General features: G+C 62.3%; 13 protein-coding genes and 1 riboswitch. Of the genes, 12 read left to right on the forward strand and 1 reads right to left on the reverse strand.

Annotated features, from left to right (window positions below; genetic code table 11):
- Positions 1-311: 311 nt before the first annotated feature.
- The 6 genes from AO065_RS04270 to AO065_RS04295 all read left to right on the forward strand — a co-directional run bounded on the left by AO065_RS04270 (position 312) and on the right by AO065_RS04295 (position 5,612).
- Entirely contained in the window at positions 312-1,385 is a 1,074-nt protein-coding gene (locus AO065_RS04270; RefSeq protein WP_004884165.1) for a DUF2066 domain-containing protein, read from the forward strand.
- 39 nt (positions 1,386-1,424) lie between these two features.
- Complete coding sequence (locus tag AO065_RS04275) at positions 1,425-2,498, forward strand: AI-2E family transporter (RefSeq protein WP_025993804.1); 1,074 nt, start codon at positions 1,425-1,427, stop codon at positions 2,496-2,498.
- Positions 2,499-2,714: 216 nt separating this feature from the next.
- A complete protein-coding gene (gene hda, locus AO065_RS04280; protein WP_004884162.1) occupies positions 2,715-3,419 on the forward strand; it encodes a DnaA regulatory inactivator Hda in 705 nt (234 codons plus the stop codon).
- Positions 3,413-4,177, forward strand: coding sequence for an NAD-dependent deacylase (locus tag AO065_RS04285; RefSeq protein ID WP_004884161.1), 765 nt, complete (start codon positions 3,413-3,415; stop codon positions 4,175-4,177). Before hda ends, AO065_RS04285 begins: the two co-directional genes overlap by 7 nt.
- A gap of 75 nt (positions 4,178-4,252) precedes the next feature.
- Positions 4,253-4,975: a C40 family peptidase gene (locus AO065_RS04290; protein WP_004884159.1), complete on the forward strand. Its 723-nt coding sequence runs from the start codon at positions 4,253-4,255 to the stop codon at positions 4,973-4,975.
- A gap of 94 nt (positions 4,976-5,069) precedes the next feature.
- Positions 5,070-5,612, forward strand: coding sequence for a C40 family peptidase (locus AO065_RS04295; protein WP_004884158.1), 543 nt, complete (start codon positions 5,070-5,072; stop codon positions 5,610-5,612).
- 274 nt (positions 5,613-5,886) lie between these two features.
- Here the strand turns inward: AO065_RS04295 and AO065_RS04300 are convergent, their stop codons facing one another.
- Positions 5,887-7,215, reverse strand: coding sequence for a PQQ-dependent sugar dehydrogenase (locus AO065_RS04300; RefSeq protein ID WP_004884153.1), 1,329 nt, complete (start codon positions 7,213-7,215; stop codon positions 5,887-5,889).
- Positions 7,216-7,376: 161 nt separating this feature from the next.
- Positions 7,377-7,592, forward strand: a riboswitch (cobalamin riboswitch).
- A gap of 92 nt (positions 7,593-7,684) precedes the next feature.
- Between AO065_RS04300 and cobO the strand changes: the two genes are divergently transcribed.
- Genes cobO through AO065_RS04330 form a run of 6 tightly spaced genes read left to right on the forward strand, consistent with a single transcriptional unit; the run spans position 7,685 to position 13,623 of the window.
- Positions 7,685-8,296, forward strand: a complete 612-nt coding sequence (gene cobO / locus AO065_RS04305) for a cob(I)yrinic acid a,c-diamide adenosyltransferase (RefSeq protein WP_004884152.1) — start codon at positions 7,685-7,687, stop codon at positions 8,294-8,296.
- 25 nt (positions 8,297-8,321) lie between these two features.
- Positions 8,322-9,617, forward strand: coding sequence for a cobyrinic acid a,c-diamide synthase CobB (locus AO065_RS04310; RefSeq protein ID WP_004884151.1), 1,296 nt, complete (start codon positions 8,322-8,324; stop codon positions 9,615-9,617).
- Positions 9,614-10,264, forward strand: a complete 651-nt coding sequence (gene bluB, locus AO065_RS04315; RefSeq protein ID WP_004884150.1) for a 5,6-dimethylbenzimidazole synthase — start codon at positions 9,614-9,616, stop codon at positions 10,262-10,264. The genes AO065_RS04310 and bluB overlap by 4 nt, the downstream gene beginning before the upstream one ends.
- Complete coding sequence (cbiB, locus tag AO065_RS04320) at positions 10,261-11,169, forward strand: adenosylcobinamide-phosphate synthase CbiB (RefSeq protein ID WP_004884149.1); 909 nt, start codon at positions 10,261-10,263, stop codon at positions 11,167-11,169. The genes bluB and cbiB overlap by 4 nt, the downstream gene beginning before the upstream one ends.
- Positions 11,162-12,163 carry a threonine-phosphate decarboxylase CobD gene (gene cobD, locus AO065_RS04325; protein WP_004884148.1) on the forward strand — a complete coding sequence of 334 codons (1,002 nt, stop codon included), beginning with the start codon at positions 11,162-11,164 and terminating at the stop codon, positions 12,161-12,163. Before cbiB ends, cobD begins: the two co-directional genes overlap by 8 nt.
- Positions 12,163-13,623 carry a cobyric acid synthase gene (locus AO065_RS04330; RefSeq protein WP_004884147.1) on the forward strand — a complete coding sequence of 487 codons (1,461 nt, stop codon included), beginning with the start codon at positions 12,163-12,165 and terminating at the stop codon, positions 13,621-13,623. The genes cobD and AO065_RS04330 overlap by 1 nt, the downstream gene beginning before the upstream one ends.
- The last annotated feature ends 1 nt before the right edge of the window (position 13,624 follow it).

A 13,624-nucleotide genomic window follows, 5' to 3' on the forward strand; every position in this document is an offset into this window, starting at 1 on the left:
CGGTGGGACCCGTTCAGCAAAGTGCTGTCGCGCAGTGCTATGTTGGGCCATCGCGATTGCCGGTCTGCGAAGGCGCGCGATTTTATCAGGCTTGCCCTCGTGGGGCCATCCTTGCGCCGACGGTAGGAGGAGGTTCTACTAAATAAACCTCACAGCCTTGCCCGGGTCGACTTCGACCCCAGATGTTTAGGGTGTACTTTAGGCGGGTAGTGAATGATTGGTGGCAAAGCGCTGTCTCAAGCCTGTCCGTCCAATCAATCCACCTCCTGAAACTGCTCTTTCTTTACCTTTTTTCCGTTCGGGAACTGTCCATGCGTTTTTCCAGAATTCTTCTCATCGGCTGTCTGTCCCTGTTCAGCCTGCCGACCCTTGCTGAAACAGTGAACAACCTTTATCAGGTCCGCGAGCCGGTCAACGGCCAGTCGCCTGATGAGCGTACACGCGCCACTCAGGCGGCCGTCGAAACCCTGGTGCTGCGCCTGACCGGCGACACCAAGGCCGCTCAAGGTTCTGCGCTGGCCGCCTTGCGCAAGGACCCACAGCAGATCATCAGCCAGTACGGTTACGAAGCGGGCCCGCCCGAGACGCTGCTGGTGGACTTCGATCCGGCAACCACCGACCGCGCCTTGCGTCAGGCCGGCTTGCCCATCTGGGGCAGCAATCGGCCGTCGATTCTGGGCTGGTGGCTGAATGACTCGGTCGAAGGTTCCAATCTGGTCGGCGACGGTCAGGCGGCTGCAGAACCTTTGCGCCGCGCCGCGCAGCACCGTGGTTTGCCGTTGCGCCTGCCGTTGGCTGACCTGAGCGAGCAGGGCATCGGCACCGCCAAGACCCTTGAAGGCACTGATGCCGCGCCGCTCAAGGAAGCCTCCGAGCGTTATGGCGCCGATGCGATTCTGGCGGTTCATGCCAAAGAGGACGCCGGGCAATGGCAAGGCAAATGGAATCTGTGGCTGGGCGAGCAGCGTGAACAGGGCACCGCTACCGGCGCCACGTCCGACGCCCTGGCTGACGCCGTATTGCTGTCGGTGAGCCAGCGCCTGGCGCCGCGCTTCGTCGCCAAGCCCGGCGCGTCCACCGGCCTGCTCATGCAGGTTCAGGGCATGAACCTTGAGCGTTATGCGCAACTGTTGCAGTTGCTCGATCCGTTCGGTGTTCGTGTGACGCTGGTCGAAGGAGATCGCGTAACCTTCGAAGTCAACGGCAGCGCCGATCAGCTTCGTTCCCAGATGTCACTGGCTAAACTTCAGGAAGTACCGGCGAGCGAGGCTGCAGCGGCGGTGCCGCCGGCACCTGCGGCTCCGGTCGATGCGGCAGCGCCTGTTCCCGCGCCAGCTCCAATGATCGTCCCGGCGTCCGCGCCACAACTGTATTTCCGCTGGTAATGCGGCAAGCGCACTTTTCCCCTGGGTTGAGAGACATTGATGACTGATACGCGACGTTGGTTCTGGATTGGCGGGTTGGCCCTGCTGGTCGCATTCGTGGTGTTGCTGCACACGATCCTCACCCCGTTTCTGGTGGCGCTGCTGCTGGCCTACATGGGCGATCCACTGGTGGATCGTCTGGAGCGGGCGGGCCTGTCCCGGACGTTGAGTGTCGTGGCGGTGTTCGGCCTGTTCACGCTGGTGCTGATGGCGTTGCTGCTGGTGCTGGTGCCGATGCTCGCCAAGCAGCTGTACCGCCTGTACGAGCTGGCGCCACAGATGCTCGACTGGCTGCAGCACTCGGCGTTGCCGTGGGTGCAGGCCAAGTTCGGGCTGTCCGACGGCTTCTGGAAGTTCGACAAGATCAAGGCTGCGTTGTCCGAGCACATGGGGCAGGCGGGCGACATCGTTTCCATCGTGCTGTCGCAGGCCACGGCATCAAGCCTGGCGCTGATCGGCTGGCTGACCAATCTGGTGCTGATCCCGGTGGTGTGCTTCTACCTGCTGCGTGACTGGGACGTGATGATGGGCAAGATTCGCGGCCTGCTGCCTCGCCACCGCGAAGGGCAGATCGTCAAGCTGGCGGGTGAGTGTCATGAAGTGCTGGGTGCGTTCATTCGCGGCCAGTTGCTGGTCATGGTCGGCCTTGGCGTGATCTATGCGAGCGGTCTGATGCTGGTCGGTCTGGAGCTGGGGCTGTTGATCGGCGTGATCGCAGGTCTGGCCGCCATCGTGCCTTATATGGGCTTCGTGATCGGCATCGGCTCGGCGCTGGTGGCGGGCCTGTTCCAGTTCGGCGGCGATCTGTACCCGATGATGGGCATCGTTGCGGTGTTCATGATCGGTCAGGCGCTGGAAGGCATGGTGCTTACGCCTTTGCTGGTGGGTGACCGCATCGGCCTGCACCCGGTGGCGGTAATCTTTGCGATCCTTGCCGGCGGCGAGCTGTTCGGCTTCACTGGCATTCTGCTGGCCTTGCCGGTGGCCGCGGTGATCATGGTGCTGGTGCGCCACGTTCATGATGTCTACAAGGACTCGCAGATCTACGCCGGGGCCGAAGACCCTGATCTGTAAGCTCTTCCAGCCGCTGATCAAGCGACCCTTTCACGGAGGCAGGCCAGGTCCGTGAAAGGGGCGCAGATACCTCAAACGCCTCATCGCTTTACACAGCCTGTCGCAACCCTTTGATTTTGCTTGGGGTCTGTCGCATTGTGCGACCAGCGTCACGGGTATAAACTTTGCGCACTTTACACAGAGGCCCTTGGCGGTTCGCATGAACCGTTCGTCAGCATGAAACCGATTCAGCTGCCCCTGAGTGTGCGTCTGCGTGATGACGCCACTTTCGTCAATTACTATCCAGGCGCCAATGCCGCTGCACTCGGCTATGTCGAGCGGCTGTGCGAAGCCGACGCCGGGTGGACGGAAAGCCTCATCTATCTGTGGGGCAAGGACGGGGTAGGGCGTACGCATCTGTTGCAGGCGGCCTGCCTGCGCTTCGAGCAGATGGGTGAACCTGCGGTCTATCTGCCCTTGGCCGAAGTCATTGATGAAGGTATCGAACTGTTCGACCATCTCGAACAGTACGAGCTGGTGTGTCTGGACGACCTGCAGGCCGTGGTTGGCAAGCCAGAGTGGGAAGAAGCCCTGTTTCACCTATTCAACCGTCTGCGTGACAGCGGGCGGCGGCTGTTGATCGCCGCGTCCAAGTCGCCTCGTGAACTGCCGGTCAAGCTGCCGGACCTCAAGTCCCGCCTGACCATGGCGCTGGTGTTCCAGATGCGCGGCCTGTCCGATGAGGACAAACTGCGCGCCCTGCAATTGCGTGCTTCGCGACGCGGTCTGCACCTCACAGACGAAGTCGGGCATTTCATCCTCACTCGCGGCACCCGCAGCATGAGTGCGCTGTTCGAATTGCTGGAGCGCCTCGATCAGGCGTCCCTGCAGGAGAAGCGCAAGCTGACCATTCCCTTCCTTAAAGAGACGCTGGGGTGGTAGACGACGCACTGGTCATGCAAACGGCGGCTGCACTGCGACACGCCAAGCGAATTCTGATCATTACCGGTGCCGGACTGTCTGCGGATTCGGGATTGCCGACTTACCGAGGTATAGGCGGACTCTATAACGGCCGAACCGATGACGGCCTGCCGATTGAGGTCGCGTTGTCCGGTCCGATGCTGCGACGTGATCCCGAACTGTGCTGGAAATACATCGCTCAACTGGGCAAGGCCTGTCTGGGCGGGCAGCCCAATTCTGCGCATTACGCGATCGCCCAGTTGCAGCGCATCAAGCCCGAGTGCTGGGTGCTGACCCAGAATGTCGATGGTTATCATAGCGCTGCAGGCAGTCCGCCTGAGCGCCTGATCGAGATTCACGGTCAGATGGCGCCACTGTTCTGTCAGTCCTGTGGCGCAGAAGATCCCCAGCTGAGTGAGCATCTGCAGCGACCGATGCCACCTTTGTGCTCAATCTGTAGTGGCGTTTTGCGACCGTCCGTCGTTCTTTTTCAGGAAATGCTCCCGGAACAGGCCCTGGAAACACTGTATGAACAACTGGCTATAGGCTATGACGCGGTGCTGACCATCGGCACCACCGCAAGCTTCCCCTATATTCATGAGCCGGTGATCAGGACCAGGGTTTCCGGGGGTTTCACGGCAGAAATCAATCCTGAGGCGACCGATCACAGCGCGCAAATGGACGTGTTTTTGAAGTGCCGGGCGGCACATGTCATGGAAAAACTCATAAGTCACATTTAGTTCGATTGAATTTGCAAATGACTTGGATAGAAGGCATAGTCTCGCCTTCTTAACAGTTCAGCCACGGTCGTGCCCATGCTAGTTGTTCGCTTCGCACCCCTCGTGCCCCTCGCACTCGTCACATTCCTGTTCGGTTGCTCGGCCAATATGCCGGTTTCTCAGCAAGAACAGGCTCAGCAAGCGCCTCGTTATCAGAACACCGTCACCGCCCAGTCCGCTGCGCGCCGCGCCGATGCCGCCGCCCTGCAGGACGAGATGGCCACTGAAGACGAACTGGCCCAGTTTGCTGACAACCAATCCTACAAACTGCCGGTTCTGGCCGACAGCATCCTTGAACGTGGCAAGGCCCTGATCGGTACCCGTTACCAGTTCGGCGGCACTTCGACCCGTTCGGGTTTCGATTGCAGCGGCTTCATCGGTTTCCTGTTCCGCGAAGAGGCTGGCATGAACCTGCCGCGCTCGACGCGTGAAATGATCAACGTCGATGCACCTCTGGTCTCGCGCAACAACCTCAAGCCGGGTGATCTGCTGTTCTTCAGCACACGCGGCCGTGGCCGCGTCAGCCACGCAGCAATCTACGCCGGTAACGATCAGTTCATCCACTCCAGCAGCCGCCGCAGCGGCGGTGTGCGCATCGACAGTCTCGATGACGCTTACTGGAGCAAGACCTTCATCGAAGCCAAGCGTCCTCTGGCAATGGCACCCGGTGCCGTAGCCGTGAAGACGCCAGCAGTTGCCACGCAGACAACGGCGATGACATCGACTACAGTCAAGACCGCAGTAAAACGCCGTAAGTAAATGAAATATGGAAAACGCAGACAGGCCGATGGCCTGTTTTCGTTTTTGAGCTTCTCGGCAGCGTAAGCCGCATCCGGATCAGGTTGTTGTGGTTATGTCGATTGCTTTGCGCCTGATGGTTATCTCTATTGCCGCGTTGCTTGGCGCCTGCGCCAGCGCACCGCCGCCTCCCCAGCCCCGGATCGTTCAGCGTCCGGTGGTAACTGCTCCTCCCCAGATTCTTTCCCAGGCCGCCGAAGATGTGCTGTTTCGCGCATTGGGGCTGGTCGGCACGCCCTATCGTTGGGGTGGCAACACGCCGGATTCGGGTTTCGATTGCAGTGGCCTGATCGGCTATGTGTACCGCGACGCTGCGGGGATCTCCCTGCCGCGCTCCACGCGGGACATGGTGGTGATGGGCGCGCCGAATGTGCGCCGCGAACAGCTGCAGTCAGGGGATCTGGTGTTCTTCGCCACCTCGGGCGGCTCGCAGGTTTCCCATGCAGGGATCTACGTCGGCGAAGGCCGCTTCGTACATGCCCCAGCGACCGGCGGCACGGTTAAACTCGACAGCCTCGACAAGCCGTATTGGCAGAAAGCCTACCTCAACGCCAAACGCGTGATTCAGCCGTCGGACCTGGCACAGAATCGTCCTTGATCGCTGATGCCGCAAGCTTTGCCGCTGTCGTGCAGATAACAGCGGACTGTGGGAGGCGGCTTGCCGGCGATGCTTTTTCTGAAGCGATCTATCAGTGACTGAACTGACGCCATCGCCGGCAAGCCGCCTCCCACGGGGTATGCATTCAGTCAGTCACTTTCGTTTTGCCCCCCCCCGTTTTGCGCGTCTTGCGGACTTGTGTATAACGATGAGCGCTCCTTCGTGGGAATGCTTCCCAGGACGCTCCGCGTTCGGTTCCAGACGTCAAATAGCTTTATTGAGCCGCCTTTACCGACGTCACGCGCCAGATCTTGTTGCCCACATCATCCGCCACCAGCAATCCGCCGCGATGGTCATTGACCACGCCTACCGGACGGCCCATGGCTTTTTCGTCGCTGTTGAGGAAACCGGTCAGCACGTCGACTGGTGCGCCGTTGGGTTTGCCGCCGCTGAAAGGCACGAACACTACCTTGTAGCCGCTGTGCGGTTTGCGGTTCCACGAACCGTGCTGACCGATGAACATGCCTTCGTTGAACGGTGCTGCCAGCGTCTTGCCGTCGGCGAACACCAGCCCCAGTGATGCCGTGTGCGGGCCGACCGCATAATCGGGGGCGATGGCCTTGGCGACCAGTGCCGGGTTCTGCGGTTTGACGCGCTCGTCCACGTGCTGGCCGTAATAGCTGTAAGGCCAGCCGTAGAAGCCGCCGTCCTGCACCGAGGTCACGTAATCGGGCACCAGATCGCTGCCGATCTCGTCACGCTCGTTGACCGCTGTCCACAGTTTTCCAGTGGTCGGCTCCCAATCCATCCCATTGGGGTTGCGCAGGCCCGAGGCGAAGATGCGGTGGTTGCCGGTGGCAGCGTCCACTTCCCAGATCGCTGCACGACCTTCTTCCTTGTCCATGCCGTTCTCGGCCACGTTGCTGTTGGAACCGACCGTCACGTACAGCTTGCTGCCGTCCTTGCTGGCAATGACGTTCTTGGTCCAGTGGTGATTCAGCGTGCCGCCCGGCAGGTCGACCACTTTGGTCGGCTGGGCGCTGATCGAGGTCTGGCCGTTTTCATACGGGAAGCTGATCAGGCGGTCGGTGTCGGCCACGTACAGCTTGTTGCCCACCAGCGTCATGCCGAACGGCGAGTTGAGATTCTGCAGAAAGACGCTGCGGGTTTCGGCCACGCCGTCGTTGTTGGTGTCGCGCAGCAGGGTAATGCGGTTGGCGCTCGGCACGCCCGCACCGGCGCGGCCCATGACTTTCTCCATGACCCAGCCACGGATGCCTTTGCCGTCATCCGGCTTGGCCGGTGAGTTGGTTTCCGCGACCAGTACGTCGCCGTTGGGCAGCACGTACAGCCAGCGCGGGTGATCCAGATGTTCGGCGAAGGCGCCAACCTGGGTGCCTGGGGCTGATACGGGTTTGGCGTCCTTTTCCCAGCCGATGGCCGGGGCGATGTTGACCGTCGGAATCAGCGTCTTGTTCGGCTCCGGCAGTTTTGGAGAAGGCCCTGTTCCATCCGAGACCTGCAAGGTGGAAGACTCGCCGCACGCCGCGAGGCCGCCTGCGAGCAGAAGCAGTACAGCGTACTGTGGTCTGATTTTGAACATCGTGAATCTCCATCGACAAAGGCTTGGTCCAGTAAGGGATAGAGACACCCTGACCGCCGAGGTTCAATTGCGAGCCACCATCCGGTGGCGTCATGCAAGTGAATGGCCTTTATGCCCTGTGTACTGCGGTGTCGATTGACGCTCCACCCCCAACCCTCTACCCTTCGCGGTTTGTTTCAGGTGCTCTGCAATCCTCCCGATTGGCAGGGTGAAACAGGGAAGCCGGTGAGGGTCTGACGATCCGATTCCGGCGCTGCCCCCGCAACGGTAAATGAGTCAAGGCTGTGCATCGTGCCACTGCGTTTCGACGCGGGAAGGCGTGCAGCCCGGATGACCCGCTCATGAGCCCGGAGACCGGCCTGAAATACTCAATGGCATCACGGAGGGTGATGCTCTGTGCAGGGCGTTGCCGTGCTGTTCAGTGCTGTCCTTCCGTCTGCTTTCGCGACCCCCCGAGCGGAGAGCCGAGATGAACGAATCCCCCGAACGCGACGAACGCCATCTGGCGCGCATGCAGCGCAAGAAAGCCGTGATGGACGAACGTATCGCCAGCTCACCCAATGAATGCGGTCTGTTGCTGGTGTTGTCCGGCAACGGCAAGGGCAAGAGCAGCTCGGCGTTCGGCATGCTTGCGCGTGCCATGGGCCATGGCATGCAGTGCGGCGTGGTGCAGTTCATCAAGGGGCGCAACAGCACAGGCGAGGAAATGTTTTTCCGCCGCTTTCCCGAGCAGGTGCGCTATCACGTGATGGGCGAGGGCTTTACCTGGGAAACCCAGGATCGTCAGCGCGATATCGCGGCCGCCGAGGCTGCCTGGGCCGTGAGCCTGGAAATGCTGCGCGACCCGGCTATCGGTCTGGTCGTGCTCGACGAGCTGAACATTGCCCTCAAGCACGGCTATCTGGATCTTGAACAGGTATTGACCGATCTGCAGGCGCGCCCGCCCATGCAGCATGTGGTGGTGACCGGCCGTGGCGCAAAACCCGAACTGATCGACCTCGCGGATACCGTCTCGGATATCGGCGTAGTCAAACATGCATTCCAGTCCGGCATCCGGGCGCAGAAAGGTATCGAACTGTGAGCCATTCCGTTATGAGCATCCGGTCATGAGAGCCCCCAGGGATTGCCCGGCAGTACTGATCGCTGCACCGGCCTCCGGTCAGGGCAAGACCACCGTCACCGCAGCACTGGCACGCCTGCACCGCAATCAGGGGCGCAAGGTACGGGTCTTCAAATGTGGCCCGGACTTTCTCGATCCGATGATTCTCGAGCGGGCGAGCGGGGCGCCGGTGTTTCAGCTGGACCTGTGGATGGTCGGCGCCGACGAGAGCCGTCGCCTGCTGTGGGAAGCCGCTGAAGACGCGGACCTGATCCTGATCGAAGGCGTGATGGGCTTGTTCGACGGCACGCCGTCCAGTGCTGATCTGGCGCGCCACTTCGGCGTACCGGTGCTCGGCGTGATTGACGGCACGGCGATGGCCCAGACCTTCGGTGCCCTGGCGCTGGGGCTGGCGCGTTATCAGCCTGACCTGCCGTTTGCCGGCGTGCTGGCCAACCGCGTGGGCACCGTGCGTCATGCGCAGTTGCTGGAAAACAGCCTGACCGAGGGCCTTCGCTGGTATGGCGCGCTGTCCCGTGAAACCGGTTTCGAACTGCCCAGTCGCCATCTGGGGCTGGTGCAGGCCGACGAACTCAACGACCTGGACCTGCGTCTGGACATGGCCGCTGCAGCCCTGGCCACCACCTGCGAGGTGGCCTTGCCGCCTGCGGTCACGTTCACTGCGCCAGAACCGGTTCATGTCGAGCGCTGGCTGGACGGGGTGCGGATTGCCGTGGCTCGCGATGGAGCCTTTGCGTTCACCTACGGTGCGAGTCTCGATCTGCTGCGCAACATGGGCGCGGAACTGAGCTTCTTCTCACCGATCCGCGACAGCCATCTGCCTGAAGCAGACAGTCTGTACCTGCCCGGCGGCTATCCCGAGCTGCATCACGTCGAGCTGTCTGCCAACGCCACGATGCTGGCCGATATTCGGGCGCACCATGCGGCAGGCAAGCCTACATTGGCCGAATGCGGCGGCATGCTGTATCTGCTCGAAGCCCTGACCGATGTTGAAGGCGTGCGCGCTGAACTGGTCGGTCTGCTGGCGGGCGAAGCGGCCATGCAGAAACGGCTGGCGGCGCTGGCGTTGCAGGCGGTCGAGATGCCGGAAGGCGAGTTGCGCGGTCACACCTATCACCATTCTCTGACCACCACCGAACTGCAGCCGATTGGCCGAGGCGTCAGCCCCAACGGCGGGCGCGGTGCGGAAGCGGTTTATCGTGAAGGCCGTCTTACCGCGACCTATATCCATTTCTATTTTCCGTCCTGTCCCCAGGCGATTGCGGCCCTGTTCAAGCCATGACCGAACATTCGTTCAATGATGAAGAGCGGGCAGCGGTGTACCGCGCCATTGCCGAGCGCCGCGACATGCGGCACTTCGTCGGTGGCAGCGTGGCGCCCGAACTGCTTGCCCGTTTGCTGGAAGCTGCACACCAGGCACCCAGCGTTGGCCTGATGCAGCCCTGGCGGTTCATTCGGATCAGCGACCCGGCACTGCGCGTCAGGATGCAGGCCCAGGTCGAAGAAGAGCGGGTCCGCACGGCCGAGGCACTGGGCGAGCGCACCGACGAGTTCATGAAGCTAAAGGTCGAAGGCATCAACGACTGCGCCGAAGTGCTGGTTGCTGCGCTGATGGAAGGTCGCGAGCAGCACATCTTTGGCCGTCGCACCCTGCCGGAAATGGACATGGCGTCGTTGTCCTGCGCGATCCAGAACCTGTGGCTGGCTGCGCGCGCCGAAGGGCTGGGCATGGGCTGGGTGTCGTTGTTCGACCCTGACGCACTGGCCGATCTGTTGGCGATGCCGGAAGGCGCCAAGCCGCTGGCGATTCTCTGCCTGGGCCCCGTGAAAGAATTTTACCCAGCACCCATGCTGGTGCTGGAAGGTTGGGCGCAGGCGCGTCCGCTGAGTGAACTGTTGTATGAGAATCAATGGGGAGTGAGTCAATGAGTGTGGCGCTGTTGAGCGTGGCCGGGGTTGCGCTGGACGCGCTGCTCGGCGAGCCGAAACGCTCGCATCCGCTGGTGGCGTTCGGGCGCTTTGCCAATCGTCTGGAGCAGCGCTTCAACAGCGGCGGCCGGGGCTGGCGCAGCCATGGCGTCACGGCCTGGTTCGTGGCGGTGATCCCGCTGACACTGCTGGCCACGCTGCTGAGTTGGGCACCGTTCGTGGGTTGGCTGGTGGAGATTCTGGCGCTGTATTGCGCGCTGGGCATGCGCAGTCTCGGCGAGCATGTGCAGCCGGTGGCTCAGGCACTGCGCAGCGATGATCTGGAAGAGGCGCGTCGTCGCGTCGGCTATCTGGTCAGCCGCCAGACCAGCGAACTGGATGCGACCGAAGTCGCCCGCGCGGCCACCGAGTCGGTGCTGGAAAACGGCAGCGATGCAATATTCGCTGCACTGTTCTGGTTTGTCGTAGCCGGTGTTCCCGGCGTGGTGCTGTATCGCCTGAGCAATACGCTGGATGCCATGTGGGGCTATCGCAACGAGCGTTTCGAGCGTTTCGGCTGGGCGGCGGCGAAGATCGATGACCTGCTCAACTATATTCCTGCGCGCCTGGTGGCGCTGACCTACGCGATACTGGGCAAAACCCGGCTGGCACTGCGTTGCTGGCGCACTCAGGGACCGACCTGGGACAGTCCCAACGCAGGTCCCGTAATGGCGGCCGGTGCTGGCGCGCTGGGCGTCGAATTGGGTGGCGCGGCGATCTATCACGGCGAACTGCATCAGCGTCCGCAACTGGGCGAAGGCGCACCCGCCGATGCCGACTCCATCGACCGCGGCTGGGAGCTTGTGCAGCGCGGCGTCTGGCTGTGGTTGCTGGTGCTGTGCGTCGGGACAGCATTCTATGCTTGAGCACGGCGGGCGACTGCGCGCTGCGGCGCAGCACTATGGTATCAATCAGGCCGACTGGCTGGACCTGTCCACCGGCATCGCGCCGTGGCCCGCGCTGGTACCGGAGATTCCTTTGCGTGCCTGGGCGCGCCTGCCCGAGAACGATGACGGTCTGGAGACCGCTGCCTGCGCCTATTACGGCGTGTCACAGGTGTTGCCTGTTGCGGGTTCGCAGGCGGCGATCCAGGCGCTGCCGCGAGTGCGCAGTGCGGGTCGGGTGGGCGTGCTGTCGCCGTGCTACGCCGAACATGCGCACGCCTGGCGCAAGCAGGGTTATGTGGTGCGTGAGGTCGGCGAGCACGAGGTGGATTACTTCCTCGACAGCCTTGATGTGCTGGTGGTGGTCAACCCCAACAACCCGACCGGTTTGCATCTGAGCGCCGAGCGCCTGCTGGGATGGCATGCGCGGCTGGCAGAGCGGGGCGGCTGGCTGGTGGTGGACGAGGCCTTCATGGATAACACCCCTGAGCTGAGCCTGGCAGCTGAAACCTGGCGTATCGGACTGGTCGTGCTGCGCTCGTTCGGCAAGTTTTTCGGATTGGCCGGGGTCAGGCTTGGCTTCGTGCTGGCCGAACCCGCGCTGCTCAGGTTGCTGGCGCAGGAAATCGGCCCGTGGTCGGTCAGCGGTCCGACGCGGATTCTGGGGCAGGCGTGTCTGAATGACCGCGAATGGCAGGCGCAGCAGCGCGTGCGCACCGATCAGGCGCGTGATCGTCTGGTAACGCTGCTTGAGCTCTACGGCCTTGTACCGCACGGCGGCTGTGCGTTGTTTCAGTGGCTGGTCACGCCTGAAGCCCGGGCCATCCATGAGTTCTGTGCCCGACGCGGGGTGTTGCTGCGTCTGTTCGAAGGGGCGACGCCTGAAGTCTCCAGCCTGCGTTTCGGGCTGCCCTGCGACGAAGCTGACTGGCGTCGTCTGCACACTGTTCTGTTTGAATACCGCAAGGAATCCTGATGGCCACGCTGATGGTACAAGGCACCACGTCCGACGCCGGCAAAAGCACGCTGGTGACCGCGCTGTGCCGCTGGTTGACGCGACAGGGTGTGAAGGTCGTGCCGTTCAAACCGCAGAACATGGCGCTCAACAGTGCCGTGACCGCCGACGGCGGCGAGATCGGTCGTGCGCAGGCAGTGCAGGCTCAGGCGTGTTATCTGCAGCCGCACACCGACATGAACCCGGTGCTGCTCAAGCCCAACAGCGACACCGGCGCGCAGGTGATCATCCATGGCCGCGCAGTCACCACCATGAATGCAGTGGCGTATCACGGCTACAAAGAGATCGCCATGCGCGCGGTGCTGGAGTCTCACGAGCGGCTGGGACACCACTATCCAGTGATCATGGTCGAAGGGGCTGGTTCGCCTGCCGAGATCAACCTGCGGGCCAATGACATTGCCAACATGGGCTTCGCCGAAGCCGTCGATTGCCCGGTGCTGTTGATCGCCGACATCAACCGTGGTGGTGTCTTTGCCCATCTGGTCGGCACTCTGGAGCTCCTGTCGCCCAGCGAGCAGGCGCGGGTCAAAGGTTTCATCATCAACCGTTTTCGCGGCGACATCGCCTTGCTGCAACCGGGCCTGGACTGGCTGGAAGCGCGCACCGGCAAGCCGGTGGTCGGGGTGCTGCCCTATGTGATGGACCTGCATCTTGAGGCCGAAGACGGTCTGGATCAGCGTCAGACCGACAAGGTCGAGCAGGTACTGAATGTGGTGGTGCCGGTCTTGCCGCGCATCAGCAACCACACCGACTTCGACCCGCTGCGCCTGCATCCGCAGGTCAATCTGCAATTCGTCGGCCCCGGTCAGGCGATACCGCCTGCCGACCTGATTATCCTGCCCGGCTCGAAAAGCGTGCGTAGCGACCTGGCGTACCTGCGTGCCAATGGTTGGGAAGACGCCATCCAGAAGCACTTGCGCTACGGCGGCAAGGTGATGGGTATCTGCGGTGGGTTGCAGATGCTCGGCGAGCAGATGCACGACCCACTGGGGCTGGAAGGCGCGGCGGGTTCAAGCCCGGGTCTTGGCCTGCTGGCGATGAGCACGGTGCTGGAGTCCGAGAAACAACTGCGTAACGTACGTGGCCGTCTGACGCTGGAAGATGCCGAGGTCAGCGGTTACGAGATTCATGCCGGTGTCACCACAGGTGCGGCGCTGGAACAGGCTGCCGTCCGGCTGGACGACGGTCGTTGCGATGGTGCGCAGAGCGCCGACGGGCAGATTCTCGGCACGTACCTGCACGGCCTGTTCGAGTCGCCTGCCGCGTGCAGCGCCCTGTTGCGCTGGGCCGGGCTTCGCGATGTGCAGGAGGTCGATTATCACGCCCTGCGCGAGCGGGACATCGAGCGTCTGGCGGATCTGGTGGAAAAGCACCTGGACGGCACATTGCTGCGTCAGCTGTGCGGACTGGAGGCGAACTGAA

The sequence above is a fragment of the Pseudomonas viridiflava genome (assembly GCF_001642795.1).
GTDB classification, from domain to species: Bacteria; Pseudomonadota; Gammaproteobacteria; order Pseudomonadales; family Pseudomonadaceae; genus Aquipseudomonas; species Aquipseudomonas viridiflava.

Excerpts from the sequence above, each read along its gene's own strand:
- AO065_RS04270 (WP_004884165.1), top strand. The coding sequence starts at position 312 with ATGCGTTTTTCCAGAATTCTTCTCATCGGCTGTCTGTCCCTGTTCAGC.
- AO065_RS04275 (WP_025993804.1), top strand. The coding sequence starts at position 1,425 with ATGACTGATACGCGACGTTGGTTCTGGATTGGCGGGTTGGCCCTGCTG.
- hda (WP_004884162.1), top strand. The coding sequence starts at position 2,715 with ATGAAACCGATTCAGCTGCCCCTGAGTGTGCGTCTGCGTGATGACGCC.
- AO065_RS04290 (WP_004884159.1), top strand. The coding sequence starts at position 4,253 with ATGCTAGTTGTTCGCTTCGCACCCCTCGTGCCCCTCGCACTCGTCACA.
- AO065_RS04295 (WP_004884158.1), top strand. The coding sequence starts at position 5,070 with ATGTCGATTGCTTTGCGCCTGATGGTTATCTCTATTGCCGCGTTGCTT.
- AO065_RS04300 (WP_004884153.1), bottom strand. The coding sequence starts at position 7,215 with ATGTTCAAAATCAGACCACAGTACGCTGTACTGCTTCTGCTCGCAGGC.
- cobO (WP_004884152.1), top strand. The coding sequence starts at position 7,685 with ATGAACGAATCCCCCGAACGCGACGAACGCCATCTGGCGCGCATGCAG.
- AO065_RS04310 (WP_004884151.1), top strand. The coding sequence starts at position 8,322 with ATGAGAGCCCCCAGGGATTGCCCGGCAGTACTGATCGCTGCACCGGCC.
- bluB (WP_004884150.1), top strand. The coding sequence starts at position 9,614 with ATGACCGAACATTCGTTCAATGATGAAGAGCGGGCAGCGGTGTACCGC.
- cbiB (WP_004884149.1), top strand. The coding sequence starts at position 10,261 with ATGAGTGTGGCGCTGTTGAGCGTGGCCGGGGTTGCGCTGGACGCGCTG.
- cobD (WP_004884148.1), top strand. The coding sequence starts at position 11,162 with ATGCTTGAGCACGGCGGGCGACTGCGCGCTGCGGCGCAGCACTATGGT.
- AO065_RS04330 (WP_004884147.1), top strand. The coding sequence starts at position 12,163 with ATGGCCACGCTGATGGTACAAGGCACCACGTCCGACGCCGGCAAAAGC.